26 protein-coding genes are annotated in these 25,053 nt (G+C 58.9%); 16 read left to right on the top strand and 10 right to left on the bottom strand.

All coding sequences use genetic code 11. The features are described from left to right. Positions 1 to 13 precede the first annotated feature (13 nt). Complete coding sequence (locus LVD08_RS01185; RefSeq protein WP_095137700.1) at positions 14 to 586, top strand: hypothetical protein; 573 nt, start codon at positions 14 to 16, stop codon at positions 584 to 586. Further along, on the top strand, positions 573 to 956 hold the full coding sequence (locus LVD08_RS01180) for a hypothetical protein (protein WP_095137701.1): 384 nt from the start codon (positions 573 to 575) through the stop codon (positions 954 to 956). Before LVD08_RS01185 ends, LVD08_RS01180 begins: the two co-directional genes overlap by 14 nt. Before the next feature lie 167 nt (positions 957 to 1,123). Here LVD08_RS01180 and pyrE read toward each other — a convergent pair whose 3' ends face one another. Then, positions 1,124 to 1,768 (bottom strand): orotate phosphoribosyltransferase, encoded by a 645-nt coding sequence (gene pyrE, locus LVD08_RS01175; RefSeq protein ID WP_011336558.1) that lies wholly within the window; start codon positions 1,766 to 1,768, stop codon positions 1,124 to 1,126. Between the two features lie 82 nt (positions 1,769 to 1,850). On the opposite strand from pyrE, the gene LVD08_RS01170 reads away from it, so the two are divergent. Continuing rightward, complete coding sequence (locus LVD08_RS01170; RefSeq protein WP_003229491.1) at positions 1,851 to 2,630, top strand: exodeoxyribonuclease III; 780 nt, start codon at positions 1,851 to 1,853, stop codon at positions 2,628 to 2,630. A gap of 78 nt (positions 2,631 to 2,708) precedes the next feature. Here the strand turns inward: LVD08_RS01170 and gltS are convergent, their stop codons facing one another. From gltS to rph, 3 genes are all read right to left on the bottom strand, one after another. Further along, positions 2,709 to 3,917 carry a sodium/glutamate symporter gene (gene gltS / locus LVD08_RS01165; RefSeq protein WP_247267191.1) on the bottom strand — a complete coding sequence of 403 codons (1,209 nt, stop codon included), beginning with the start codon at positions 3,915 to 3,917 and terminating at the stop codon, positions 2,709 to 2,711. Between the two features lie 389 nt (positions 3,918 to 4,306). After that, the gene (locus tag LVD08_RS01160) at positions 4,307 to 4,675 is read right to left on the bottom strand and encodes a DUF4870 domain-containing protein (protein WP_003229492.1); all 369 of its coding nucleotides are present in this window, start codon (positions 4,673 to 4,675) and stop codon (positions 4,307 to 4,309) included. A gap of 29 nt (positions 4,676 to 4,704) precedes the next feature. Then, on the bottom strand, positions 4,705 to 5,427 hold the full coding sequence (gene rph / locus LVD08_RS01155; RefSeq protein WP_027610407.1) for a ribonuclease PH: 723 nt from the start codon (positions 5,425 to 5,427) through the stop codon (positions 4,705 to 4,707). 270 nt (positions 5,428 to 5,697) lie between these two features. Between rph and LVD08_RS01150 the strand changes: the two genes are divergently transcribed. The 6 genes from LVD08_RS01150 (at position 5,698) to LVD08_RS01125 (ending at position 11,005) form a co-directional block, all read left to right on the top strand. After that, positions 5,698 to 6,561, top strand: coding sequence for a YicC/YloC family endoribonuclease (locus LVD08_RS01150; RefSeq protein ID WP_247267190.1), 864 nt, complete (start codon positions 5,698 to 5,700; stop codon positions 6,559 to 6,561). A 10-nt stretch (positions 6,562 to 6,571) separates the two neighbouring features. Then, entirely contained in the window at positions 6,572 to 7,192 is a 621-nt protein-coding gene (gene gmk, locus LVD08_RS01145; RefSeq protein WP_003229498.1) for a guanylate kinase, read from the top strand. A 167-nt stretch (positions 7,193 to 7,359) separates the two neighbouring features. Beyond that, a complete protein-coding gene (rpoZ, locus tag LVD08_RS01140; RefSeq protein WP_003229503.1) occupies positions 7,360 to 7,623 on the top strand; it encodes a DNA-directed RNA polymerase subunit omega in 264 nt (87 codons plus the stop codon). Positions 7,624 to 7,680: 57 nt separating this feature from the next. After that, the gene (spoT, locus tag LVD08_RS01135) at positions 7,681 to 9,786 is read left to right on the top strand and encodes a bifunctional GTP diphosphokinase/guanosine-3',5'-bis pyrophosphate 3'-pyrophosphohydrolase (RefSeq protein ID WP_007920338.1); all 2,106 of its coding nucleotides are present in this window, start codon (positions 7,681 to 7,683) and stop codon (positions 9,784 to 9,786) included. Between the two features lie 24 nt (positions 9,787 to 9,810). Beyond that, positions 9,811 to 10,191, top strand: coding sequence for a RidA family protein (locus LVD08_RS01130; protein WP_247267189.1), 381 nt, complete (start codon positions 9,811 to 9,813; stop codon positions 10,189 to 10,191). A 73-nt stretch (positions 10,192 to 10,264) separates the two neighbouring features. Then, the gene (locus tag LVD08_RS01125; RefSeq protein ID WP_007962358.1) at positions 10,265 to 11,005 is read left to right on the top strand and encodes a hypothetical protein; all 741 of its coding nucleotides are present in this window, start codon (positions 10,265 to 10,267) and stop codon (positions 11,003 to 11,005) included. Positions 11,006 to 11,143: 138 nt separating this feature from the next. Here LVD08_RS01125 and LVD08_RS01120 read toward each other — a convergent pair whose 3' ends face one another. Beyond that, complete coding sequence (locus LVD08_RS01120; protein ID WP_247267188.1) at positions 11,144 to 12,001, bottom strand: SDR family oxidoreductase; 858 nt, start codon at positions 11,999 to 12,001, stop codon at positions 11,144 to 11,146. Between the two features lie 188 nt (positions 12,002 to 12,189). Between LVD08_RS01120 and exbB the strand changes: the two genes are divergently transcribed. From exbB to LVD08_RS01090, 6 genes are all read left to right on the top strand, one after another. After that, on the top strand, positions 12,190 to 13,146 hold the full coding sequence (exbB, locus tag LVD08_RS01115) for a tonB-system energizer ExbB (RefSeq protein WP_098966280.1): 957 nt from the start codon (positions 12,190 to 12,192) through the stop codon (positions 13,144 to 13,146). Positions 13,147 to 13,152: 6 nt separating this feature from the next. Continuing rightward, on the top strand, positions 13,153 to 13,581 hold the full coding sequence (gene exbD / locus LVD08_RS01110; protein ID WP_247267187.1) for a TonB system transport protein ExbD: 429 nt from the start codon (positions 13,153 to 13,155) through the stop codon (positions 13,579 to 13,581). Beyond that, entirely contained in the window at positions 13,578 to 14,327 is a 750-nt protein-coding gene (locus LVD08_RS01105; protein ID WP_247267186.1) for an energy transducer TonB family protein, read from the top strand. Before exbD ends, LVD08_RS01105 begins: the two co-directional genes overlap by 4 nt. A 254-nt stretch (positions 14,328 to 14,581) precedes the next feature. Next, entirely contained in the window at positions 14,582 to 15,511 is a 930-nt protein-coding gene (locus LVD08_RS01100; RefSeq protein WP_007962352.1) for a hydrogen peroxide-inducible genes activator, read from the top strand. A 9-nt stretch (positions 15,512 to 15,520) separates the two neighbouring features. Next, a complete protein-coding gene (recG, locus tag LVD08_RS01095; protein ID WP_103369795.1) occupies positions 15,521 to 17,596 on the top strand; it encodes an ATP-dependent DNA helicase RecG in 2,076 nt (691 codons plus the stop codon). A gap of 79 nt (positions 17,597 to 17,675) precedes the next feature. After that, the gene (locus LVD08_RS01090) at positions 17,676 to 19,076 is read left to right on the top strand and encodes an aminoacyl-tRNA deacylase and HDOD domain-containing protein (RefSeq protein ID WP_097089483.1); all 1,401 of its coding nucleotides are present in this window, start codon (positions 17,676 to 17,678) and stop codon (positions 19,074 to 19,076) included. A gap of 92 nt (positions 19,077 to 19,168) precedes the next feature. Here LVD08_RS01090 and LVD08_RS01085 read toward each other — a convergent pair whose 3' ends face one another. Beyond that, entirely contained in the window at positions 19,169 to 20,503 is a 1,335-nt protein-coding gene (locus LVD08_RS01085; RefSeq protein ID WP_247267185.1) for a hypothetical protein, read from the bottom strand. Positions 20,504 to 20,777: 274 nt separating this feature from the next. Next, positions 20,778 to 21,161 (bottom strand): helicase, encoded by a 384-nt coding sequence (locus LVD08_RS01080; RefSeq protein WP_047596805.1) that lies wholly within the window; start codon positions 21,159 to 21,161, stop codon positions 20,778 to 20,780. A gap of 518 nt (positions 21,162 to 21,679) precedes the next feature. Here LVD08_RS01080 and LVD08_RS01075 point away from each other — a divergent pair. Further along, entirely contained in the window at positions 21,680 to 22,051 is a 372-nt protein-coding gene (locus LVD08_RS01075) for a DUF6124 family protein (protein ID WP_027610398.1), read from the top strand. Positions 22,052 to 22,551: 500 nt separating this feature from the next. Here the strand turns inward: LVD08_RS01075 and LVD08_RS01070 are convergent, their stop codons facing one another. Genes LVD08_RS01070 through LVD08_RS01060 form a run of 3 tightly spaced genes read right to left on the bottom strand, consistent with a single transcriptional unit; the run spans position 22,552 to position 25,052 of the window. Next, positions 22,552 to 23,151, bottom strand: a complete 600-nt coding sequence (locus LVD08_RS01070) for a lysozyme inhibitor LprI family protein (protein ID WP_134784993.1) — start codon at positions 23,149 to 23,151, stop codon at positions 22,552 to 22,554. Further along, positions 23,148 to 24,233: a tetratricopeptide repeat protein gene (locus tag LVD08_RS01065; RefSeq protein ID WP_247267184.1), complete on the bottom strand. Its 1,086-nt coding sequence runs from the start codon at positions 24,231 to 24,233 to the stop codon at positions 23,148 to 23,150. Before LVD08_RS01065 ends, LVD08_RS01070 begins: the two co-directional genes overlap by 4 nt. Positions 24,234 to 24,293: 60 nt before the next feature. Continuing rightward, complete coding sequence (locus tag LVD08_RS01060; protein ID WP_183783257.1) at positions 24,294 to 25,052, bottom strand: lysozyme inhibitor LprI family protein; 759 nt, start codon at positions 25,050 to 25,052, stop codon at positions 24,294 to 24,296. Position 25,053: the final 1 nt, after the last annotated feature.

Genomic DNA, 25,053 nt, shown 5'->3' with positions numbered 1-25,053 from the left:
AGGGAGACGAGCCATGCAGATATCTTTCAATATCGACGCGGACGCTTTCGAGCAGGAACAAAAGGAACCGGTCAAAAAGACCCTGCGTATCGGCGACGCGGAAATTGCCAACGCCCTTCAGCGCATCGCCAAGGCCAGTCTGACCGAATACCTGAAAATGCTGGTCGAGGGCGGAATGCCCAGCCGGGCCGACGAGGCCAAGCAGGATCGCCTGCTGTACCTGATTCAAAGCTACTTCGGACAGACTTTACCGACGGAATCGCAAATCTCGACGATCTTTCAGCTGACTCAAAGCCAAAGCAAGACCCTGCTGAAAAACACCGTGTCGCGCTTTCGCAATCAGCTCGACGACATCCTGCAGCACAGCATGCGGGCAGTCGTGGCATCTGCAGAGTATGCGCAAACCGTGTATCTGGTGGTCATCAGCTCGGACGTGATTCGTGATGAGCTGAACATGCTGATCACCCAGAATGAGCCGACGTTCAAACCCATCACCAAACGCAAAGGCAGCGCCGGGCAGTTCGAGATCAGTGAGGACTCTCACGATTTGCTGTGCGCAACGCTGGGCCTCAATGCCGTTCAGTGACATCGTCGCGGTCAGTGGCTTGCTGCTGACCTTGACCACCTTCATGTTCAATCTGGCTTGGCCGACGCTCCATGAGGCGTTGGCGCTGGATGAATACCAAACAGGTCCGCAGATCAAAAAACGCAGCCGCGAGAAGATCAAGAATGCTGTCTATTGGCGTGCGCTGCCGCTGACCGGCGCCTTTGCAGCGCTGTTTTACGTCAACCTGCCAGCCGCCGTGGGCATTATCGGCAGCAGCACACTGGATCTATGGGATTTTGAGGTTGATCGCACGCTATACGTGATGGTGGTTGTAGCGTTGCTGGCATTCGCGCTGATCAACGCGGGATTGACCCTGAAACTGCTGAAGAAATGGCGAAACTTACGTTAACCGTAAACAAAAAGACCCCGTTCATCCTGAATGAACGGGGTCTTCTTATCACCGAACATCCCCTGTGGGAGCGGGCTTGCTCGCGAATGCGTGGTATCAGTCGACATCAATGTTGAATGAACAACTGCATTCGCGAGCAAGCCCGCTCCCACAAAGGCTGACCGCAGTCAGACGCCGAACTGGGCGCGGTACGCTTCCACGGCTGGCAAATGCTGCTTGAGCTGCGGGTCGTCGGCGAGGAATTCCAGCACCTGGTTCAGCGAAACGATGCTGATCACCGGAATACCGAAGTCACGCTCGACTTCCTGGATCGCCGACAATTCACCGTTGCCACGCTCCTGACGGTTCAGGGCAATCAGCACGCCGGCGGCCTTGGCGCCGTCCTGGGACGCGATGATCTGCATCACTTCGCGGATCGCGGTGCCGGCAGTGATCACGTCGTCGATGATCAGCACGTCACCGGTCAGCGGCGCGCCGACCAGGCTGCCGCCTTCGCCGTGGGCCTTGGCTTCCTTGCGGTTGAAGCACCATGGCAGGTCACGGTTGTGGTGTTCGGCCAACGCGACAGCGGTGGTGGCTGCCAGCGGGATGCCTTTGTAGGCCGGGCCAAACAATACGTCGAAAGGAATGCCGCTTTCGGCGATGGCTGCCGCGTAGAAACGCCCCAGCTGCGCCAGGGCCGAACCCGAGTTGAACAGGCCGGCATTGAAGAAGTAAGGACTGGTGCGCCCGGACTTCAGGGTGAACTCACCGAAGCGCAAAACGCCGCGATCGATGGCAAAACGAATGAAATCGCGCTGATACGCTTGCATGAAAAAAACCCCAAATACCACGGATTTAGCTAATTAGCTTGACGCCGTGTATCATACACGCACGCGATTTTTGGGGCCATTTATGCGGATCATCAGTGTGAACGTCAATGGTATTCAGGCTGCAGTCGAGCGTGGTTTGCTCAGTTGGCTGCAAGCACAGAATGCCGACGTCATCTGCCTGCAGGACACCCGTGCCTCCGCCTTTGAACTGGATGACCCAGCCTTCCAACTGGATGGCTACTTCCTTTATGCCTGCGATGCTGAAGTCCCTGCCCAAGGTGGCGTGGCTTTGTATTCGCGGTTGCAACCGAAGGCTGTCATCAGCGGTCTCGGTTTCGAGACGGCCGACCGCTACGGGCGCTACCTGCAAGCAGATTTCGACAAAGTCAGTATTGCCACCTTGCTGCTCCCTTCGGGGATGAACGGCGATGAGGACTTGAACCAGAAGTTCAAGCTCATGGACGACTTCGGCAAGTACCTGGACAAGCAGCGGCGTAAACGTCGCGAGTACATTTATTGTGGCTCGCTGTACGTTGCGCAGCAGAAGCTCGACATCAAGAACTGGCGCGACAGCCAGCAATCCCCGGGCTTCCTGGCGCCAGAACGCGCCTGGATGGACGAGATTGTCGGCAACATGGGCTACGTCGATGCCCTGCGCGAAGTCAGCCGCGAAGGCGACCAATACAGCTGGTGGCCGGACAACGAGCAGGCCGAGATGCTGAATCTGGGCTGGCGCTTCGACTACCAGCTGCTGACCCCGGGCTTGCGCCGTTTCGTACGCAGCGCGCGCTTGCCACGTCAGCCACGGTTCTCGCAGCACGCGCCGCTGATCGTCGACTACGACTGGACGCTGACCATATAAGCGTCGATCCGTCGTTAAAAAATGCCCGTATCGCGAGATACGGGCATTTTTTATGCCGCGCTTGAAGCCGTCCTGACCTCAGACGGCGACAAAAAACGGCAAGGCCAGGTAAAGCTTGATGACGATCACGTTGATGATGTCGATGAAGAATGCACCGACCATCGGCACCACCAGAAACGCAATCTGCGAAGGCCCGAAACGCTGCGTCACCGCCTGCATGTTGGCAATGGCGGTTGGCGTTGCGCCCAAGCCAAAACCGCAATGCCCCGCCGCCAGGACCGCCGCGTCGTAGTTACTGCCCATCACTCTGAATGTCACAAAAATCGCAAACAGCGCCATGACCAACGTTTGCGCAGCCAGGATGATGAATATCGGCAGTGCCAACGCTGCCAGATCCCAGAGTTTGAGAGACATCAAGGCAATTGCCAGAAACAGCGACAGGCTGACATTGCCCAGCACCGACACTTCACGCTCGAATACCTGATACAGGCCCAGCGCCGATAGCCCGTTACGTAGCATCACCCCCACAAACAAAACGCAGACAAACGTTGGCAACTCGAATGCGGTTCCGTGCAGAAAGCCATTCAGAAGATTGCCAGCCAATAAACTGACCGCAATCAATGCCAGTGTCTCGATAAACGAAAAGGGCGTAATCGAGCGCTCTTTGTTCGGCTGCTCAAAACCCTTTGGCATCCGTGGCATTTCTTGAAACTGGCAACCGGGCACTTCAACGCGCTTGATGAGCAGGCGAGCCACCGGCCCACCAATCAAACCACCCAGAACCAGGCCGAAGGTCGCCGACGCAATTGCAAGCTCGGAGGCCGAAGCGAGGCCGTACTTTTCACTGAATACCGTGCCCCACGCCGCCCCCGTACCGTGACCGCCCGCAAGCGTGATCGAACCCGTCAGGAGCCCCATCAACGGATCAAGACCCAACGTTTTGGCAAGGCCAATGCCCAAAGCGTTCTGAACCACCAGAAGCCCGGTAACCGCCAGTAGAAATATGCCGACTACGCGACCACCCTTTTTCAGGCTGGCAAAGTCTGCGCTCAAACCGATTGTGGCAAAGAACGCCAACATCAACGGCGTCTGCAGTGAAGTATCGAATCTGATTTCTATATCAAAAGTTCGCAATATCAATAAACCCAGCGCAACCACCAGTCCACCGGCGACGGGTTCAGGAATATTGTAATTACGCAGAAATCCGACTCGTGCAATAAGTCCGCGCCCCAGTAATAGCACCAGAGAGGCGGCCACGAGCGTTCCATAAAAATCGAGCTGGATCATTGGGGATATTCTTGGCTATTTATTCATCAGGCGCACTTTTACCCGCGCACGCCTATTGAATCGGCTGATTGTCTCAACACTGATTGATGTGGAATTCAAGGGCCTTTGATGGCTTGAATATATCGAGATATTTCTGAAGCAATGTTGCGCGGAGCAACCTTAACAATCGACAAGTCCTGTTGCCAAGGACTGAGATCGCGTTAAAGCATTGCAGTTGTGACTAAAAGTGTAGGCGTTAGATATATAAAAAATATCCACTACCGCTTGTCGCAGATAGAACTGCTCCTACACGAAAGAGTAATTATTCGAGTTGCAAAAAACAAAAATGCCCTGACAAGTCAGGGCATTTAAATAAAAACTTGCGAGTCACGGAGGCTTTGCATTGATCGTTATTTGATCAATCGCCAAGTAAACGGATAACGGTAGGGAAAGCCTTCGTTCGCCTTCACCCCGGCAATGATCGTCAACACCAGCGCCCCGATGGCCAGCAGGCCCAGCAAGAAGAAGCCGATGATCAACACCATCAGCAGCAGACAGATCGCGGCGGCAATCGCCACGGTGATCTGAAAATTCAGCGCCTCCTTGCCCTGAGCGTCGATGAACGGATCGGTCTCGCGCTTCATCTGCCACAGGATCAGCGGCCCGATCAGGTTGCCGAACGGAATCCAGATCCCCAGCAAGGCGGACAAGTGACAAAACATCGCCCATTGGCGAACCTCCTGGCTCGGCTTGGGCAGCAACTCTTGCTCATCACTCATCACGTCCTCCTTGCGGGTTGCGAACCTGCTCAGTCGGCCAGTGCAGCCTTTTGCAGTTCGAAGATTTCGTTCATGCCTTTCTTCGCCAGTTCCAGCATGGCGTTCAGATCTTCAGGCTGGAACGGCGCGCCTTCGGCGGTGCCCTGGACTTCGATGAAGCCACCGGTGCTGGTCATCACCACGTTGAGGTCGGTCTCGGCGGCGGAATCTTCAAGATAGTCCAGATCCAGCACTGGCTCGCCCTGATACATGCCGACCGATACCGCGCCGATCATTTGCTTGAGCGGGTCGCCGCCTTTCAGGCCGCCGCGCTTCTTGATCACTTTCAGTGCATCGACCAGTGCCACCATGGCGCCGGTGATAGAGGCGGTGCGGGTGCCGCCGTCAGCCTGGATCACGTCGCAGTCGACGTACAGGGTCACGTCGCCCAGCTTGGACATGTCCAGCGCAGCGCGCAGGGAACGACCGATCAGACGCTGGATTTCCAGAGTGCGGCCGCCCTGCTTGCCACGGCTCGCTTCACGCTGGTTACGCTCGCCAGTGGCGCGCGGCAGCATGCCGTACTCGGCGGTCAACCAGCCCTGGCCCTGGCCTTTGAGGAAACGCGGCACGCCGTTTTCGACGCTGACGGTGCAGATGACCTTGGTATCACCGAATTCGACCAGTACGGATCCCTCGGCGTGTTTGGTGTAGTTGCGGGTAATGCGGATCGAGCGAAGCTGATCGGCAGCGCGACCACTTGGACGTTTCATAGGGAATACCTGTACTGGGGACGGAAAACTGCCGAGCATTATAGAGCGCTGCACCGCGACTGGGCACGGGTTAAAAATTCCGGCCGTCGACCCAGGGCCCTGAAACGCGCATAACCGACGGCCTGCAGCCCTTTGTCACACCGTGTGTTTGGGCGCATCCGCCGCACTGCGCTACAATCCTGCGCCTTTGCTGCCAGTCGGCTTAAATTCATTGATATCGAGCCTGCGGAACATCCCTTCTGCGCCGATCTGCATTGCGAGGTCACCGCCATGGTGCACAGCATGACCGCCTTCGCCCGCGTCGAGAAAGCCGGCGTCCAGGGCACCCTGAGCTGGGAGCTGCGCTCGGTCAACAGCCGCTATCTGGAACCGCACTTGCGCCTGCCGGAGTCGTTCCGCGACCTCGAGGGCGCCGTGCGTGAAGCCCTGCGTCAGGGCCTGTCGCGGGGCAAACTGGAATGCACCCTGCGCTTCACCGAAGAAAGCACCGGCAAGCCGTTGCAAGTCGACCGCGAGCGCGCCGCGCAACTGGTCGCCGCCGCCGAAACCGTTGCCGGCCTGATCAAGAACCCGGCAGCACTCAACCCGCTGGAAGTGCTGGCCTGGCCCGGCGTGCTGGTGGCCGACGCGACTGATCCACAGGCGCTGAACGCCGATGCGTTGGCGCTGTTCAATCAAGGTCTCAAGGAACTCAAGGCCGGCCGCGAGCGCGAAGGCGCGGAGCTGGCACGCCTGATCAACGAGCGCCTGACTTCCATTGAAGAGGACGTCGTGACCTTGCGTGAGCTGGTGCCGCAGATGCTCGCCACCCAACGTCAGAAAGTCCTCGATCGCTTCACCGACATGAAAGCCGAACTGGACCCGCAGCGTCTGGAACAGGAAATGGTCATCCTCGCGCAAAAGAGCGATGTGGCCGAAGAACTGGATCGCTTGAGCACCCACATCATCGAAGTGCGCCGGGTGCTCAAGTCCGGCGGTGCCGCCGGTCGGCGCCTGGATTTCCTGATGCAGGAACTCAACCGCGAAGCCAACACACTGGGCTCCAAGGCCTTCGACCCGCGCAGCACCCAGGCCGCCGTCAACCTCAAGGTGTTGATCGAGCAGATGCGCGAACAAGTGCAGAATATTGAGTAAGGCAACAGACATGACCCACAGCACCGGCACCCTGTACATCATTTCCGCGCCATCGGGCGCAGGCAAGAGCAGCCTGGTCAAGGCTTTGACCGATGCCAATCCGGAGATCCGCGTCTCGATCTCCCACACCACCCGCGCCATGCGTCCGGGTGAAGTGGACGGCGTGAACTATCACTTCGTGACTCGCGAAGAGTTCGTGAAGATGGGCGAGCACGGCGATTTCCTCGAACGCGCCGAAGTCTTCGGCAACTTCTATGGCACCTCGCAAAGCCGTCTGCAGCAAACGCTGGACGAAGGTCACGATCTGATTCTGGAAATCGACTGGCAAGGCGCCGAACAAGTGCGCAAGCTGATGCCGCAGGCACGCTCGATTTTCATCCTGCCGCCGTCGTTGCAGGCCTTGCACCAGCGTCTGACCAACCGCGGCCAGGACAGTGACGAGATCATTGACGGGCGGATGCGTGAAGCCGTCAGCGAGATGAGCCACTATGTCGAGTACGACTATCTGATCATCAACGACGATTTCGCCCATGCACTGGACGATCTGAAGGCGATTTTCCGCGCCAATCAGCTGCAACAGAAACGCCAGCAGGTACGTTTCGGCAAATTACTGGCCGAACTGCTCGGTTAATCAGCACTTCCCAAAACCGCTGCAAGCGCTTTACATTGGTGCTTGCAGCGCGTTGAAGGGTCTGGTCAAAAAATCAGCGCTTCCCTAATCGCTGGTGATTTTTTAAACTGCTCAGTCCGCTCGCCCAACCGGGCAGCGCGCATATTGCATTCGCTCCGAGGAATACCATGGCCCGCGTAACCGTTGAAGACTGCCTAGAACACGTGGAAAACCGCTTTGAGCTGGTCATGCTCTCTACCAAGCGTGCCCGTCAACTGGCCACCGGCGGCAAAGAGCCACTGGTCCAGTGGGAAAACGACAAGCCGACCGTTGTCGCCCTGCGTGAAATCGCAGAAGGCCTGATGAGCTACGAGTTCATCGCCGAGCAGGAAATCGTCCACGAAGACCCGGTCTTCGCTGCGTTCGAGGACGAGTCCAACGAGGCCGTCTAAGCCTATGCCTGGTCGACGTAGCACGGCGCGGGAACACAGCCTACGGCAGGAGTCATCATGCCGAGCATAGACGCCCTCGCCGATCGCTTATCGACCTACCTCGGCAATGACCAGGTCAACCTGGTCCGCCGAGCGTATTTCTACGCCGAACAAGCCCATGACGGTCAGCGCCGTCGCAGCGGCGAGGCGTACGTCACGCACCCTCTTGCGGTGGCGAATATTCTTGCCGACATGCACATGGACCATCAGAGCCTGATGGCCGCGATGCTGCATGATGTGATCGAAGACACCGGTATCGCCAAAGAAGCGCTGCAAGCGCAGTTTGGTGAAACCGTGGCCGAACTGGTCGACGGGGTCAGCAAACTGACCCAGATGAACTTCGAGACCAAGGCCGAAGCCCAGGCCGAAAACTTCCAGAAAATGGCCATGGCCATGGCGCGCGACATTCGCGTGATCCTGGTCAAACTCGCCGACCGCCTGCACAACATGCGCACGCTGGAAGTGCTGTCCGGGGAAAAGCGCCGCCGAATCGCCAAGGAAACCCTCGAAATCTACGCGCCCATCGCCAACCGGCTGGGCATGCACGCCATTCGTATCGAATTCGAAGACCTCGGCTTCAAGGCGATGCACCCGATGCGTTCCGCGCGGATCTACCAGGCGGTCAAGCGCGCCCGGGGCAACCGCAAGGAAATCGTCAACAAGATCGAAGAGTCCCTCGGCCACTGCCTCGCGATCGACGGCATCCAGGGCGAAGTCAGCGGTCGCCAGAAACACCTCTACGGCATCTACAAGAAAATGCGCGGCAAGCGTCGGGCCTTCAACGAGATCATGGACGTCTATGCGTTCCGGATCATCGTCGACAAGGTTGATACCTGCTACCGCGTGCTGGGTGCTGTGCATAATTTGTACAAACCGTTGCCGGGGCGCTTCAAGGATTACATCGCGATTCCCAAGGCCAACGGCTATCAGTCGCTGCACACCACGCTGTTCGGCATGCACGGCGTACCGATCGAGATCCAGATCCGCACCCGTGAAATGGAAGAGATGGCCAACAACGGCATCGCCGCCCACTGGCTGTACAAATCCAGCGGTGACGAACAGCCGAAAGGCACCCATGCCCGCGCCCGCCAGTGGGTCAAAGGTGTGCTGGAAATGCAGCAACGCGCCGGCAACTCGCTGGAATTCATCGAGAGCGTGAAGATCGACCTGTTCCCGGACGAGGTCTACGTGTTCACGCCCAAAGGCCGGATCATGGAGCTGCCCAAAGGCTCCACGGCGGTCGACTTTGCCTACGCGGTGCACACCGACGTCGGCAACAGCTGCATCGCCTGCCGGATCAACCGCCGTCTCGCACCGCTGTCCGAACCGCTGCAAAGCGGCTCCACGGTCGAGATCGTCAGCGCCCCTGGCGCGCGGCCGAACCCGGCGTGGCTCAACTTCGTGGTCACCGGCAAGGCCCGTACGCACATCCGCCATGCACTGAAACTGCAACGTCGCTCCGAGTCCATCAGCCTCGGCGAACGCCTGCTGAACAAGGTGCTCAACGGTTTCGACAGCTCACTGGAGAAGATCCCGGCCGAGCGCGTCAAGGCGATGCTCACCGAATACCGCCTCGAACTGATTGAAGATTTGCTCGAAGACATTGGCCTGGGCAACCGCATGGCCTATGTCGTGGCACGCCGTCTGCTCGGCGAAGGCGAACAGCTGCCAAGCCCGGAAGGCCCGCTGGCGATTCGCGGTACCGAAGGTCTGGTGCTCAGTTACGCCAAATGCTGCACGCCGATCCCGGGCGACCCGATTGTCGGGCACCTGTCGGCGGGCAAAGGCATGGTCGTGCACCTGGACAACTGCCGCAACATCAGCGAAATCAGGCACAACCCGGAAAAATGCATCCAGCTTTCGTGGGCCAAGGATGTCACCGGCGAATTCAACGTCGAGCTGCGCGTCGAGCTGGAACACCAGCGCGGCCTGATCGCCCTGCTGGCCAGCAGCGTCAACGCGGCCGACGGCAATATCGAGAAAATCAGCATGGACGAGCGCGATGGCCGCATCAGCGTCGTCCAGCTGGTGGTCAGCGTCCACGACCGTGTGCACCTGGCCCGCGTGATCAAGAAACTGCGCGCCCTGACCGGGGTCATCCGCATCACCCGCATGCGTGCCTAATTCACACCTAACAAGGAGTCATACATGACCAAGACCGTAATCACCAGCGACAAGGCCCCAGCCGCCATCGGTACCTACTCCCAGGCGATCAAGGCCGGCAACACTGTCTACATGTCGGGCCAGATTCCTCTGGACCCAAAGACCATGGAACTGGTTGAAGGCTTCGAAGCCCAGACCGTCCAGGTGTTCGAGAACCTCAAAGCCGTGGCTGAAGCCGCTGGCGGTTCGTTCAAGAATATCGTCAAGCTGAACATCTTCCTCACCGACCTGAGCCACTTCGCCAAGGTCAACGAGATCATGGGCAAATACTTCGACCAGCCTTACCCGGCCCGCGCCGCCATCGGCGTTGCTGCCCTGCCGAAGGGTTCGCAAGTCGAAATGGATGCCATCCTGGTCATCGAGTAATGCGCACGGTGCAGCCTTCAAACGCTGCGCCGACTGCTCTGCGGTAAAGAAAAGGTTTTGAAAGGATTCCACCATGCGCAAAGCGCTTGCTCTCTCGCTGCTCGCCATCTTCCTCGGCGGCTGTGCCAGCGACCCCGCCGACCGTGACATCAGCGGCACCTGGATCAACCAGGTGGCGATCGACGCTGCTGCCAAGGGCGGCCCCCTGCGCGAAGCGCTTCAGGCCTATGGCCCGAACCTGGAGTGGGACGTCAACACCAAGGCCGGTCAGGCCCGCTACACCAACGGTTTCGAGAACGTCGAAGGACGGCTGCAGGGCGAACAGTCCGGCGCCTGGAAAGTCGACTTCTATGGCAGCTCAGGCAGCGAGCTGAAGCGCGACGGCGGACGGATGAAACAAGCCGCCACCGAGAACGAGCCGGATCAGTTGTTCGACCGCGCACAAATCCCCGTGCCGGAAGGCGCACCGATTGGCGCCAGTTTCGAACGCGCACTGTATTCGGCCTATCTGGGCGGCAGCTGGAAGATTGCCAGCGGCGACGGCGAAGGCAACACCGTGCAGTTCCAGGCCGATGGCCAGGTCTCCGGCCTGCCCGGCGCCGACCGCTATGCCCTGTGCCTGGCAGGCGACTGCGCCTCGATGAACAGCGACCACGACAGCATGTGGCTGCAACTCAACGGCCAGGGCAACAACTGGATCTTTGCCCGCAAAGGCAAGGCGCTGGAGATTTTCCAGGCGGTGAACAGCGCACTGGCGGATGAAATGCCGCAGTTCACCCCGGGTGAGCGCAAGTGGTTGCTTGAGAAGCAGTAACCACACCTGAGGGCAACACATAGCCCTGTAGGAGTGAGCCTGCTCGCGATGACGGTTTAACAGCCAACATAAGTGTTGAATGTTATGGCCACATCGCGAGCAGGCTCACTCCTACAATTGTTTTTGGGTGTCTGGAAGTCAGCATTTACCTTCAAGAATCGCCGCATAGCCTTCACGGTAACTCGGATACTTCGGCGTCCAGCCCAGCGCCTTCGCCCGGGCATTGCTGCAGCGCTTGCTGCCGGTGCGGCGTACGCTGGCGTCTTCCGCCCAATCGGTGACACCCAGATACTCGCGCAACCAGGCGACCACTTCGGCCAGCGGTGCCGGCGCATCGTCCACACCGATATAAACATCCTGCAACGGCGTGCCCTGATGAGCTGCCTGCAGCAGAAACGCCATCAGCCCCGCCGCGTCATCAGCATGAATGCGATTGCCGTACAGCGGCGGCTCAACCGCCACCCGATAACCGCGGCGCACCTGGGTCAACAGCCATTCACGTCCCGGGCCATAAATACCGGTCAGGCGCACGATGCTCGCCGGGATACCGCTTTTCAGCGCCACTTGCTCAGCCTCAAGCATCACTCGCCCGGAATAGCCGCTGGCGACGGTCGCTGAATGTTCGTCGACCCACTCCCCTTCCTGCTGGCCGTACACGCTGCTGCTGGACACGAACAGCAGTCGCTCAGGCACCTGGCCAAAGTCATTCAGCCAGCTCAGCACATTCTGCAAACCCTGTACGTAGGCAGCGCGATAACCGGCTTCATCGTGATCGGTCGCCGCCGCGCAATACACCAGATAATCCACCGCCCCGAATGGCCAGTTTTCCGGGCAGTCTTCCTTGAACAGGTCACCCGCCACGCCGATGACACCATCCGGCAAACGCGAAATATCACGGCGCAGACCATGCACCTCCCAGCCGGCGGCCAACAATTGCGTAGCCAGACGACTGCCGACGTCACCACAACCGGCAATCAAAACAGAAGGCGCGGACATCAAAAAACTCCCAAACGAAAGGAACAGACTAGCCCTCGCAAAGGACGAACGGCTAGCAATCGTGGAAAAAAAGATACTCTATTACTTCTGTTAACAAGAATTACTTGCAATAATGCACCCCACTTTTGTTCTCGGCCTCACGAGGCCTGGAAGAGCATCACCGTTTTTCTACCTCAGGTCCGGCCAGCATGACACGTAATCAATTCCCCGCTTCGCCAACCACACGACCTCGCGCCTGGAGCGCGGTGGCGGCCCTGCTGCTCAGCCTGATGCTGGCGCCGACCGCTGCTTTCGCTGACGCACAAGCGCCAGCCGCTCCGGCTGCCACCGAACAGCACGCGCCTGCTACCGCCGCGCCAGCCGCCACCGACCCGGTACAGGCTGTAGACGCCAGCGCAGCAGACGCGCCTGAAGTGCTCGAACCTGACAACAGCCTGGGCATGGCCCACGACCTGTCGCCATGGGGCATGTACCAGAACGCCGACATCATCGTGAAAATCGTGATGATCGGTCTGGCCATCGCTTCCATCATCACCTGGACCATCTGGATCGCCAAAGGCTTCGAGCTGATGGGCGCCAAGCGTCGTCTGCGCGGTGAAATCGCTGCGCTGAAAAAAGCCGCTACCCTCAAGGAAGCCAGCGCCACTGCGGCGAAGGAAGGCACCCTCGCCAACCTGCTGGTGCACGACGCGCTCGAAGAGATGCGCCTGTCGGTCAACAGCCGCGAGAAAGAAGGCATCAAGGAGCGCGTCAGCTTCCGTCTTGAGCGCCTCGTCGCAGCCTGTGGCCGCAACATGAGCAGCGGCACCGGCGTCCTCGCCACCATCGGTTCCACCGCGCCGTTCGTCGGCCTGTTCGGTACCGTGTGGGGCATCATGAACAGCTTCATCGGCATCGCCAAGACCCAGACCACCAACCTCGCCGTCGTGGCGCCGGGCATCGCCGAAGCGCTGCTGGCCACCGCGCTGGGTCTGGTTGCTGCGATTCCTGCGGTGGTGATCTACAACGTGTTCGCCCGCTCCATCGCCGGCTACAAGGCGCAGGTGTCCGACGCTTCGGCGCAGGTCCTGTTGCTGGTCAGCCGTGACCTCGATCACCAGCCTGAGCGCAGCAGCTCACAACCACACATGGTGAAAGTGGGGTAATCGGCCATGGGCCTGCATTTGAAAGAAGGCGCAGACGACGATCTGGCCGAGAACCACGAAATCAACGTCACGCCGTTCATCGACGTGATGCTGGTGCTGTTGATCATCTTCATGGTGGCCGCGCCGCTGGCTACGGTGGACATCAAAGTCGACCTGCCGGCCTCGACCGCCAAACCGGCGCCGCGGCCAGAGAAACCGGTGTTCCTCAGCGTTAAAGCTGATCAGCGCCTGTACATCGGCGACGATGAAGTGAAAGCCGAAACCCTTGGCGCCGTGCTCGACGCCAAGACCAAGGGCAAGAAAGACACCACCATCTTCTTCCAGGCCGACAAGGGCGTGGACTACGGCGACCTGATGAGCGTGATGGATAAATTGCGCTCGGCCGGTTACCTGAAGGTCGGTCTGGTGGGCCTTGAGAGCGCAGCCAAGAAATGATCACGACGCGCCATAAGCTGACGCGTTACAGCGGTAGCCTGGCCGTGGTGCTGGGCGTTCACGCGCTGGCCATCGCGCTGGCGCTGAACTGGACCGCCCGCCCGCCCATCGAACTGCCGCCGCAGGCAATGATGGTCGAGCTGGCACCGGTTCCGACCCCGCCACCGCCTGCTCCGCCGAAAGTCGTCACACCGCCGCAGCCACCGGCTCCGGTCGAAGAGTTGCCGATTCCGAAACTGGCTGAAGCACCCAAGGCCGAGATTGCCGTACCGAAGCCCAAACCCAAGCCAAAGCCGAAACCGCAGCCGCCCAAACCGGTGGAGAAAAAACCGGAGCCGGTGAAGGAAAAACCTTCCGAGGAAAAACCGGCGGAGACACAGCCGACCCAGGCCCCGACGGAGAAATCCGCCCAGCCGGCACCGGGACCGTCGCCCGCACAAATGGCCGCCAAGGCCAGCTGGCAAAACACCCTGCTCGCGCACTTGGGCAAGTACAAGAAGTACCCGGCCAGTGCGCAGGCTCGCGGCAAGGAAGGCTTGAACCGTCTGCGTTTCGTCGTCAACGCTGAAGGCAATGTGTTGTCGTTCGAACTGGTGGGCCGCTCAGGCAACGCCGATCTGGACCGGGCCACCCTGGAAATGATCCGCCGCGCACAACCGCTGCCCAAGCCACCGGCCGACATGCTCAACAACGGCTCGATCGAAATTGTCGCGCCGTTTGTGTACTCGCTGGATAAACGCCGCTGATCCATTGTGGGAGCGGGCTTGCTCGCGAAAGCGTCGTGTCAGTCGACATCCATGGATCTGACACACCGCATTCGCGAGCAAGCCCGCTCCCACAGGGTCGACAGTGGGATCGAAAAGGCACCGAAAGGTGCCTTTTGCCTATCTGGCAACGGCAAACTCACATTGCCCGGTGTCGCATTCCTCACTCAGTCTGATAACGTGCGTCTATCGATTGCAGCCGTTATGCTTGGCCCGCAACTTCATGGACGCTTGCTATGACCCTCACAGAATTACGCTACATCGTTACCCTCGCCCAAGAGCAGCACTTCGGCCACGCCGCCGAGCGTTGCCACGTCAGCCAGCCGACCCTGTCGGTGGGCGTGAAAAAACTTGAAGACGAACTCGGTGTGCTGATTTTCGAGCGCAGCAAAAGCGCCGTGCGCCTGACCCCGGTCGGCGAAGGCATCGTCGCCCAGGCGCAGAAAGTCCTGGAGCAGGCGCAAGGCATCCGTGAACTGGCCCAGGCCGGCAAGAATCAGCTGACCGCGCCGCTGAAAGTCGGCGCGATCTACACCGTCGGGCCGTACCTGTTCCCGCACCTGATTCCACAACTGCACCGGGTCGCCCCGCAGATGCCGTTGTACATCGAAGAAAACTTCACCCACGTGCTGCGCGACAAACTGCGCAACGGCGAGCTCGACGCGATCATCATCGCCCTGCCGTTCAACGAAGCCGACGTGCTGACCCTGCCGCTGTACGACGAGCCGTTCTACGTCTTGATGCCAGCCCAGCACCCGTGGACGCAAAAAGAATCCATCGACCCGGGCCTGCTCAACGACAAGAGCCTGCTCCTGCTCGGCGAAGGCCACTGCTTCCGCGATCAGGTGCTTGAGGCCTGCCCGACCCTGACCAAGGGCAACGATGGCGCCAAGCACACCACAGTGGAATCCAGCTCGCTGGAGACCATTCGCCACATGGTCGCCTCCGGCCTGGGGATCTCGATCCTGCCGTTGTCGGCGGTGGACAGCCATCACTACGCCCCGGGCGTGATCGAAGTACGCCCGCTGTCGGCGCCGGTGCCATTCCGCACCGTGGCGATTGCCTGGCGCGCGAGCTTCCCGCGGCCGAAAGCCATCGAGATCCTCGCCGACTCTGTTCGCCTGTGCTCGGTGGCCAAGCCCGCCGCACCGGTCACGGCCGGTTAAGCCAAGGTCATGACCGAGCTGTCGCAAGTGTCGGTGACGGCACTCAAGGGTGTCGGCGAAGCCATGGCCGAGAAACTGGCCAAGGTCGGCCTGGAGAATCTCCAGGACGTGCTGTTTCACCTGCCGCTGCGTTATCAGGATCGCACCCGCGTGGTGCCGATCGGCCACTTGCGACCGGGCCAGGACGCGGTGGTCGAAGGCACCGTTAGCGGTGCCGACGTGGTCATGGGCCGGCGGCGCAGCCTCGTCGTGCGCATGCAGGACGGCACCGGCGGCCTGAGCCTGCGCTTCTACCATTTCAGCAATGCACAGAAAGAAGGCCTCAAGCGCGGCACGCGGATTCGCTGCTACGGCGAAGTCCGGCCCGGCGCTTCGGGGCTGGAAATCTACCACCCGGAATACCGCGCCATCACCGGTGACGAACCGCCGCCGGTGGACGAAACCCTGACCCCGGTTTACCCGCTCACCGAAGGCCTGACCCAACAGCGCCTGCGCCAGTTGTGCATGCAGACCCTGACGCTGCTCAAGCCAAACACCCTGCCAGACTGGCTGCCGACCGAACTGGCCCGCGACTACCAACTGGCGCCGCTGGCCGACGCGATCCGCTACCTGCACAACCCGCCCGCCGATGCCGATGTCGATGAGCTGGCCCTCGGTCATCACTGGGCCCAGCATCGGCTGGCCTTCGAGGAGCTGCTGACCCATCAACTGTCGCAACAGCGTCTGCGCGAAAGCATGCGTTCCCTGCGCGCGCCGGCGATGCCGAAGGCGAAAAAACTGCCACCGAAATACCTGGCCAACCTCGGCTTCAACCCGACCGGCGCGCAACAACGCGTGGGCAACGAAATCGCCTACGACCTCAGCCAGCACGAACCGATGCTGCGGCTGATTCAGGGCGATGTTGGCGCGGGCAAAACCGTGGTCGCCGCCCTCGCGGCACTGCAAGCGCTGGAGGCCGGTTATCAGGTCGCGCTGATGGCGCCGACCGAGATCCTCGCCGAGCAACACTTCATCACCTTCAAGCGCTGGCTCGAACCGCTGGGCATCGACGTCGCGTGGCTGGCCGGCAAGCTCAAGGGCAAGAATCGCGTCACCGCGCTGGAACAGATCGCCAGCGGCACGCCGATGGTGGTCGGCACTCACGCGCTGTTTCAGGATGAAGTGCAGTTCAAGAACCTGGCACTGGTGATCATCGACGAACAACACCGCTTCGGCGTGCAGCAGCGTCTGGCGCTGCGGCAGAAAGGCGTCGGCGGGCGCATGTGTCCGCACCAACTGATCATGACTGCCACGCCGATCCCGCGCACGCTGGCGATGAGCGCCTACGCCGACCTCGACACCTCGATTCTCGACGAACTGCCGCCCGGTCGCACCCCGGTCAACACCGTGCTGGTCACCGACACCCGCCGCGTCGAAGTCATCGAACGGGTGCGCAGCGCCTGCGCCGAAGGGCGTCAGGCCTATTGGGTGTGCACCCTGATCGAAGAGTCGGAAGAGCTGACCTGTCAGGCCGCCGAAACCACCTTCGAAGACCTCACCGCCGCCCTCGGCGAGCTGAAAGTCGGGCTGATCCACGGGCGCATGAAGCCCGCCGAAAAAGCGGCGGTCATGGCCGAATTCAAGGCCGGCAACCTGCAACTGCTGGTTGCCACCACGGTGATCGAAGTCGGCGTCGACGTGCCCAACGCCAGCCTGATGATCATCGAAAACCCCGAGCGCCTCGGCCTCGCGCAGTTGCATCAGTTGCGCGGTCGCGTTGGTCGGGGCAGCGCAGTCAGCCATTGCGTGCTGCTCTACCATCCTCCGTTGTCGCAGATCGGCCGTCAGCGTCTGGGCATCATGCGCGAGACCAACGACGGTTTCGTCATCGCCGAAAAAGACCTCGAACTGCGCGGCCCCGGCGAAATGCTCGGCACCCGTCAGACCGGCCTGCTGCAATTCAAAGTCGCCGACCTGATGCGCGACGCCGATCTGCTGCCCGCCGTGCGCGATGCTGCGCAAGCGCTGCTGGAACGCTGGCCGACTCACGTCAGCCCATTGCTCGACCGTTGGTTGCGCCACGGGCAGCAATACGGCCAAGTGTGAGCACCGTCGCAGTTTGTGCAGGATCGTTCCTACAGAGCTGGTTATACTCCTGCCATTGTTTCAAAAACGGATACAGACCATGACTGACGCAGCTCTCGCCCCTGAACTTCCGCACGCGCCGTCTGTAATTCGGCTGCTGCTCGGCAAGCTGGGGATCGCCTACGAAGAAGTGCTCGACCACCACGGCCTCAATGCTTCGCGCAAGGTACAAGCCGTGTTGCTGGACGATGCCGTCGGCGCGCTGATGGTGCTGTTTCCGCAGAGCCAGTTGCTCGACCTCAACCGCCTCGCCGAACTCACTGGCCGACGCCTGACCGCCGTGTCCACCGAGCGCCTGGAAAAGATGCTCGGCAAACACAGCCTGAGCCTGCTGCCGGGCCTGCCGGCACTGACCAGCTCGCCGTGCCTCTACGAAGAAAGCCTGCTGCGTGAACCGAAGCTGCTGATCAACTCCGGCGAGCCGGGCCTGCTGCTGGAAATCACCAGCGAAGCCTTCAAGAGCATGCTGACCAAGGCCAGCGCCGCCAATTTCGGCGAAGCCCTGAGCAGCATCCGTCCGAACCTTGATCGCCCGGACGATGACCGCGAGGAAATCACCCAGGCCGTGCAGGCATTCACCGCACGCCGGATCCAGCAGCGTCTGGAAGCGACCATCGAAATTCCGCCGCTGGCTGAGACCGCGCAAAAAATCATCAAGCTGCGCGTCGACCCCAACGCCACCATCGACGACATCACCGGCGTGGTCGAAACCGACCCGGCGCTGGCTGCACAAGTGGTGAGCTGGGCGGCGTCGCCGTACTACGCTTCGCCGGGCAAGATCCGCTCGGTGGAAGACGCGATCGTTCGCGTACTGGGCTTCGATCTGGTGATCAACCTGGCGCTGGGTCTGGCCCTCGGCAAGACCCTGAGCCTGCCGAAAGACCACCCGCAACACACCACGCCGTACTGGCAGCAGTCGATCTACACCGCCGCCGTCATCGAAGGCCTGACCCGCGCCATGCCGCGCGCCCAGCGCCCGGAAGCCGGCCTGACCTATCTGGCCGGTCTGCTGCACAACTTTGGCTACCTGCTGCTGGCCCACGTGTTCCCGCCGCACTTCTCGCTGATCTGCCGCCACCTGGAGGTCAACCCGCACCTGTGCCACAGCTACATCGAGCAGCACCTGTTGGGCATCAGCCGCGAACAGATCGGCTCGTGGCTGATGCGCTACTGGGACATGCCCGATGAACTGGCCACCGCCCTGCGCTTCCAGCACGACCCAAGCTACGACGGCGCCTACGCCGAATACCCGAACCTCGTCTGCCTGGCCGTGCGCCTGCTGCGCGGTCGCGGGATTGGCTCCGGCCCGGATGAAGACATTCCGGATGCGTTGCTGGAGCGTGTTGGCCTGACTCGCGACAAGGCCAATGATGTGGTCAGCAAAGTGCTTGAGGCGGAAGTGCTGTTGCGTGAACTGGCTTCGCAATTCAGCCAGGCCTGAAACGCATCGCGGGCAAGTCTTGCTTCTGCAGAACAAGCCTGGCCCGCGACGCAAACTCACTATCAAGCCAGATAACGCAGCACATAACCCGGTTAAGGCGGGGTGCCAAACGCTGTATAAGCGCAAACAACGATCCGGCGGTCGTCCGTTACTGTGCACCCTCTGAATATATCAACCCCGTTTTCATGGTTAAAGACTGCCCATCCTTTGCCCACGAATGCCGTATCAAGAGAGCCGTTCAGGTTATAGCGCGCAGTGACGACGGAACTCTTTTCATCAAGAAACGCCGCCCCTCCCTGTCCACTGACAACCAGCTTGCCATCGGTCTGCCAAACGCAGCGCTCCCAGGCAACTCCGTGCTCCGTGAAACGGGAAAACAGTGGTTTGCCGTTGTTGAAAACAAGATTGAAACTGCCGCTCGAGTTCAGCGCGACAATCAGCCCATCACGACGCGACTCACGACTTGCGGCTCCCGCCGCTAACAGGCCCCCGTCTGGTTTTAACACCATCGAAACAAGGTCAAGCCATTGGCTACTGTCGGTGATGGTTACGAGACCATTCTTGTTGTCGCCATAGCTCGCATCGACCTTGCCATGCTGGTCGTAGCGAATCACATAAGCGTCAGGCGACTCATCGGAAGTCGCTCTGCTGAAATCACCGCAGACCAGCACTTTTCCATCGGGCTGAACAGCCAAACCTGAAGCGTAATTCCAGCGATGAGTGACATCAGGAAGCTCCACCAGCACAAAGCCTTTCTCATTGAAAGTCTTGTCCAGCGAGCCATCCGCATCAAGTCTTAAAACAAGCCCTCTCAAATAGTCAAAAGCGAAAAAGACAGTACTGCTAAGAACAATCTTTCCATCGAACAGCCCTACACCAAGCATTCCAAAGCCACCCGCCTCTGCGGATGACTTCTCAATGTTTTTGTCGTCATGGCGACGGGTGAGAAAATTTGCATCCGGATGGCTGCGTGATTCGATGAGGTCGTACACATTGACAGTGACCATGCCGTCCTTTTCAGGACCGAAGGACGTGTCCATCTGGCCATCAGCCAATTGACGAACGACCGCGAGATCAACGGAACCGTTCGAGTGTTCCACCGTCCCCGTGACCAGCCATCCACCGTTGTCGAGGAGGCGCAAATGACGCGCAGAAAAAACAGCGCCTGCCCGAGAAGGAATCTCGACAATCCCCTGTTTCCCAAAAGTTGAATCTAATGTGCCGTCCTCTAACAACCTTGCAACTTTGGGCAGGGACTTCTCCAAGGATGAAGCGCTGAATAGCAATAGCATTTTCTTGTCAGGTAACGAGGCAACCGATTCAGGGAACCTGCCCACAACGCCTTCAAAAGGCAGTTCAAGCTTGCCGCCTGACGCAAAAGCAGGATCGAGCCCTTCGCTTGCCGTTGTTTTTTCAATATCACTCATGATCGCACTCCTTGTGATTTGCCAATGCTGCCCACCAATCGACACCGCTGACAGTGGAGCACCAATCAGAAATGGGCACACCTGTCAGACCTGACAGGTGCGCAAAGGATTTAAGGAGTGCTATAGAGGACTTGCGAGCTAATCAGTAGAGCGCAAGCTTCGAGGGCGAGGCGTTGTTGCTACGGGATTTTGTGCTGGACCAGGATCGGGTTATCGGCGTTGGAATCTCTGCGGGCGAGGTTCGATGAGTCCGACTCGTTCACTGGCCCCCCAATCAGGCCTTGGGCTTGGCCTTCCTCGGCTTCAAATACTTCATCAACCCCTGAAACCACATCACCAGCGCCGGGTTGCCTTTGAGCTGAATCGACTTGTCCTGAATCCCCTGCATAAACGCCAACTGCTTGTTCTTCGCCTGCATCGTGGCAAAGGCATAACCCGCATCCTTGAACGCAATCGCAAACGCCGGCTCCGCCACCACCCCAGACTTGCTGGTGATGCGCTGATTCTTCACCACGAAATGCCGCGCCACTTTCCCGTCCAGCGTCTGCAACTGAAACACCAGATCCTTGTCACCCAACTGCTGCTGGAACGCAGGATTTGTCCGGCTGGCCTTACCCATCAACAAACCCATCATCCACAGAAGAAAACGAAATTTCATGCGCACAGCCTCAAAAGAAAAATGAACGGCCGGGGCAGTGTAAGGGATTCAGACGATAACGCCACTATCTGCCTCTAATGGAAGATGATGCAGCCCATTTCCCGCACGATGACCGCCAAGTCACAACTCGGCACCCACCGTCCTACACCTGTTGAAACACATTCCTGTAGGAGCTGCCGAAGGCTGCGATCTTTTGATCTTTCAGCCTGCAAACCTATGGGAAATTTCCTTCAAAGCGTGGTGTTGTGCGTGAACTAGGCAGAATGAGGGTTCATCGATAGCCTCAATAGGTCACCACGAATTGGTGATACGGACGTGCAAGTCCGGCGGGAGTCCACATTGGTTATGGCAATTCGCCGAGCGTTTTCCTATGCTCGCGGATCGTTATGGCTGCTGTGTATGGGAGGCCTTAGGGTCTGCCGGGTGACTCCACCGGTCTTGCACACCTATGCACAGCTGCCACCACTTTCGAAGTGCGAGCGAAACGGTGTCGGCTCCTGAAACTGGAGTAAGACCGAATGATCAAACCAACACCCAATCCCCCCGAAACCCCAGACATATCGCCCTACGAATCACTGGAGTCCAAGAAATTCCACGAAGCCGCCGAACGCGCCCTCGACCACCACTTCAAACCGCGCACCGAATCCCAACCCAAACGCGAAACCGGCCTCTTCAGCCTCACCCCCGGCACCGACGCCGAAGCCCTCATGGCCAACGCCTCCGAAGACCTCCTGTCCATCAGCGCCATCGCCTGCGACCTCGCCGACGACCTCCACGGCTCCCGTCGCTCGGTCGCGCTGGCCCTGAGCAGAATGGCGGATGGGGTGCGATTGATGGTGGAAGGGACGCTTGATCATATTGAAGTGCGGAACCTGGCAGCCAAGTCGTAGCGGGATTTGCGGATGAAAAAAGGGGACTTTAAGTCCCCTTTCTCAAGTACGTGAGTCACCACTGACAGCCTGTTTCAGGCAAAGCATTCATGTTGCTATCGTGTTCGAATATGTACTTCTTTCCGGACTTACGGTTTGTGTAAACGATTCCGTAAACGAAGGGATCCTGGCTCGCCATTACATAATCACCAGTCACAAGGCCTCCCGACACCTCCTCCCACTTCGTCGTGATTTCGGGGGGCCGATTAGGGTTCGGAAACTCTTCTTCCGAGCCTCCATAGACGAGAGTAGGCGCCTCTTTCGACTTACTGTACCTAACGCTCGCAACTTGCCATTTGGCGCTCGAGTCGTGATACGTCCGCAATTCAAAATTGCTGCTCTTACCCTCTTGTGAACGGAAGCAATAGATCTCCGTTTTGACCTCGCTGTGAGCCACAAGAGGAAAGAGGAACGACAACGCAACAGATAACATCCGGATTGATTTCAAACCGATCATTCCTTCAACGGTTCAGAGGTAACTGAAAGCGCATCCGCACGCTGCAATTCGCGAAATCCTCACGGAACAAACGCTCGCTCATTTCGCAGTGCCCATCCGCATATTGCTTCCAAAGCGGATCATCGAACTCATCCCCTCCCAGTCGCTCAATGGCGGCCGCTAAATTTCTCTCACGATCCTTCCCCACAATCGCAGATGCCGCTTTGTAAAAGCCATCTAGCGGTAAGCCCGTCTGCAGAGCAACCAACTCCCCCAACCGAGCATTGGTTGTTTGCACGAGACACGCGAGCCTTTCGATGGGTGCCTCTGCACCGGGCAAAGCCGACTGATAGATATCCTCGCAAAACGACTCTTTGAAACGCACCCATTTCTTCTGCACATCGGTCAGCTGATTCTTGTCAGCAGGCGCCAAACTGACCAAAACTTTCTTATATTGCTCATTCAACACTGCATCGACTTTCTCGAAAGTCTGCTGACCACAAATGATCAAATCGGGATTGGAAAAACTGTCGGGATTACAGACTTCCTGGGCATGCGCAGGAATCAGCAAAGCAGCAAAAGAAACACCCGCGACCAGCCTACAGAGCGCCTTGAGTTTGATCATGACCCGGATACTCCGCCACTGCGCTCAGCTACCCGAGCAGGAATTTTCAAAGCCTTTCCCGCGTCCGACATACGCGACGCATATTGCTTGTACGCCGATACCGCTCGCTCTTTATCGTTCATAGCCCAATAGCTATCTGCGAGATTCAGGTAAGCCACCGTCCGCGCTGGGTTGTGTGCAATCACCGCATTCAACAGCTCAATGGACTCTGCGTAGTAACCCGCTTCGCCGAGTAAAAAACCTAAGTCGTTGGACCAGCCGGGACGCTGCGGGTAGTAGTACTTTGCGACGATATAGCTATCGGGGGGACAAGTGTCATGCGAGCCACCGCCCATCAACACGTAGCTCATCGTATCCTTGAGGGAAAACTCATCACCCTTTCTATAGGCTGCCAGCGCCATATCCAGAAGATCAGCCGAATCGACGGTCATCAATTTCTTAACACCCTCAATACGACCAACACGAGCAACCTGCAACTTCTGCAGCACTTCACGCCCATCGAAAGAAGCGAGAGTGATTGGGCCCAATGTCTGCACCGGCAACTCCACTACGCTGACGAGCGATCGATCACATGAGTCGTTATTCGCCACTTCTAGCAGAGCTTTCAGCTCAAACTGCTTCGAGCTTCTATTGAAGGCGAACAACAGGTTGAAGTTATAAACCGCGTTGTCTTCCTCACTGGTTACCAGCGCTATGTAATCCCCAGCCTCAACGAACGGCTGCTTGACGACAGCTTCCTCAGCCTGCGGATCAATGACAGTCATGACGCCAGGGCGACCTTTGAGTACATGGACGCTGAAGACACCCTGAAGCGCAGACGAGTACTGACTCTTGATCAGAGGCAGCGCCTTCGACGTATCGAGCAAGATGTTCTCATCACGTGCCTGTACCGGCGCAATCAACAACCGGTTGGAGACCTCGTCCGCTTCGCCCGCCAGCACAAAGACGTTTTGCCGAGATTCATCGCCTAATAAGTTTTCCGGGATTTCCTTGAGAACTTGGGGCGCAGCAAGCGCGGGAGAACCCGGTACAGCGACACAACAAGTTAGAGCGCAGAGAACGCTCTGCAATACGCGTTTCACTTTCTTCAATCCTTGATTCAATCAAATGATGTCCAAATACGCCCAATAGATCTTGCCCGTTTAAGCACCGGGCTCAAACGAACCGCATTTCAGTTCTTTGATTTGCTCATTCTGAATCGGAATCACACAGGCAAGGCGCCTCTCTCCAAGTCCACGAAGCTCCGTCAAACTGAGCGTCACGTGCAACCCATCTTCGGCAAACGCATGATCCTCAAACCCGGCATCGGCATAGTCCGTCCAAAATGCCTTGCCTTCGAGACTGCAGAACCGCTTGGAGGACAGCACTCTCCAACCGCCATTGGGCGCCAATATCTGGACTGTCAGGCAAGGGCTGCCAAAGGTGCTGACATAGCGCGCGACGACATCCCCAAATCGATGGGCGTCGGTTCTGGACACTTTGTTGAGATCGACCACATTACCCGGCTCATCAGCGACGATCGTGTCCAGATAAGCCGCACGTTCCAGACTCATTCTGGCCACGCAGTTGTTGATAGTCGTGACATGCGCTGCCACCCCAGGCTCGATTTCCGTGGCTTCAAGCGGGCATGTGGTGTCGCGTAGCTTGATCCAGGCGCGCTGGGATTCTCTGGCCATGGCGACCAGCGCCTTACCCTGCTCAGGGTCGCGCCGCTGTTGAGCCTCAAACCGTCCCAGCAGTTTCTTGTAGCTGGCATTGAGTTGCGTGTCGGCTTCCTTGCGGGCTGCCTCCACACACCGATCGACCTGGGCGCTAACGGTGATTTCTTTGCAGTCGTCCTCGGCCATCGCAAAAGAGGCAAACAGGCATCCAAAGGACAACGCGATAAAACGCACAAACATG

This window comes from Pseudomonas sp. YL2 (assembly GCF_023063025.1).
In the GTDB taxonomy this organism is placed as follows: domain Bacteria; phylum Pseudomonadota; class Gammaproteobacteria; order Pseudomonadales; family Pseudomonadaceae; genus Aquipseudomonas; species Aquipseudomonas putida_A.
Note: the sequence above shows the minus strand (reverse complement) of the source record. Positions and strands in the feature narration are given on the sequence as shown.

What these genes read in the sequence shown, in the direction of transcription:
- LVD08_RS01185 (WP_095137700.1), top strand. Translation starts at nt 14, where the DNA reads ATGCAGATATCTTTCAATATCGACGCGGACGCTTTCGAGCAGGAACAA.
- LVD08_RS01180 (WP_095137701.1), top strand. Translation starts at nt 573, where the DNA reads ATGCCGTTCAGTGACATCGTCGCGGTCAGTGGCTTGCTGCTGACCTTG.
- pyrE (WP_011336558.1), bottom strand. Translation starts at nt 1,768, where the DNA reads ATGCAAGCGTATCAGCGCGATTTCATTCGTTTTGCCATCGATCGCGGC.
- LVD08_RS01170 (WP_003229491.1), top strand. Translation starts at nt 1,851, where the DNA reads ATGCGGATCATCAGTGTGAACGTCAATGGTATTCAGGCTGCAGTCGAG.
- gltS (WP_247267191.1), bottom strand. Translation starts at nt 3,917, where the DNA reads ATGATCCAGCTCGATTTTTATGGAACGCTCGTGGCCGCCTCTCTGGTG.
- LVD08_RS01160 (WP_003229492.1), bottom strand. Translation starts at nt 4,675, where the DNA reads ATGAGTGATGAGCAAGAGTTGCTGCCCAAGCCGAGCCAGGAGGTTCGC.
- rph (WP_027610407.1), bottom strand. Translation starts at nt 5,427, where the DNA reads ATGAAACGTCCAAGTGGTCGCGCTGCCGATCAGCTTCGCTCGATCCGC.
- LVD08_RS01150 (WP_247267190.1), top strand. Translation starts at nt 5,698, where the DNA reads ATGGTGCACAGCATGACCGCCTTCGCCCGCGTCGAGAAAGCCGGCGTC.
- gmk (WP_003229498.1), top strand. Translation starts at nt 6,572, where the DNA reads ATGACCCACAGCACCGGCACCCTGTACATCATTTCCGCGCCATCGGGC.
- rpoZ (WP_003229503.1), top strand. Translation starts at nt 7,360, where the DNA reads ATGGCCCGCGTAACCGTTGAAGACTGCCTAGAACACGTGGAAAACCGC.
- spoT (WP_007920338.1), top strand. Translation starts at nt 7,681, where the DNA reads ATGCCGAGCATAGACGCCCTCGCCGATCGCTTATCGACCTACCTCGGC.
- LVD08_RS01130 (WP_247267189.1), top strand. Translation starts at nt 9,811, where the DNA reads ATGACCAAGACCGTAATCACCAGCGACAAGGCCCCAGCCGCCATCGGT.
- LVD08_RS01125 (WP_007962358.1), top strand. Translation starts at nt 10,265, where the DNA reads ATGCGCAAAGCGCTTGCTCTCTCGCTGCTCGCCATCTTCCTCGGCGGC.
- LVD08_RS01120 (WP_247267188.1), bottom strand. Translation starts at nt 12,001, where the DNA reads ATGTCCGCGCCTTCTGTTTTGATTGCCGGTTGTGGTGACGTCGGCAGT.
- exbB (WP_098966280.1), top strand. Translation starts at nt 12,190, where the DNA reads ATGACACGTAATCAATTCCCCGCTTCGCCAACCACACGACCTCGCGCC.
- exbD (WP_247267187.1), top strand. Translation starts at nt 13,153, where the DNA reads ATGGGCCTGCATTTGAAAGAAGGCGCAGACGACGATCTGGCCGAGAAC.
- LVD08_RS01105 (WP_247267186.1), top strand. Translation starts at nt 13,578, where the DNA reads ATGATCACGACGCGCCATAAGCTGACGCGTTACAGCGGTAGCCTGGCC.
- LVD08_RS01100 (WP_007962352.1), top strand. Translation starts at nt 14,582, where the DNA reads ATGACCCTCACAGAATTACGCTACATCGTTACCCTCGCCCAAGAGCAG.
- recG (WP_103369795.1), top strand. Translation starts at nt 15,521, where the DNA reads ATGACCGAGCTGTCGCAAGTGTCGGTGACGGCACTCAAGGGTGTCGGC.
- LVD08_RS01090 (WP_097089483.1), top strand. Translation starts at nt 17,676, where the DNA reads ATGACTGACGCAGCTCTCGCCCCTGAACTTCCGCACGCGCCGTCTGTA.
- LVD08_RS01085 (WP_247267185.1), bottom strand. Translation starts at nt 20,503, where the DNA reads ATGAGTGATATTGAAAAAACAACGGCAAGCGAAGGGCTCGATCCTGCT.
- LVD08_RS01080 (WP_047596805.1), bottom strand. Translation starts at nt 21,161, where the DNA reads ATGAAATTTCGTTTTCTTCTGTGGATGATGGGTTTGTTGATGGGTAAG.
- LVD08_RS01075 (WP_027610398.1), top strand. Translation starts at nt 21,680, where the DNA reads ATGATCAAACCAACACCCAATCCCCCCGAAACCCCAGACATATCGCCC.
- LVD08_RS01070 (WP_134784993.1), bottom strand. Translation starts at nt 23,151, where the DNA reads ATGATCAAACTCAAGGCGCTCTGTAGGCTGGTCGCGGGTGTTTCTTTT.
- LVD08_RS01060 (WP_183783257.1), bottom strand. Translation starts at nt 25,052, where the DNA reads ATGTTTGTGCGTTTTATCGCGTTGTCCTTTGGATGCCTGTTTGCCTCT.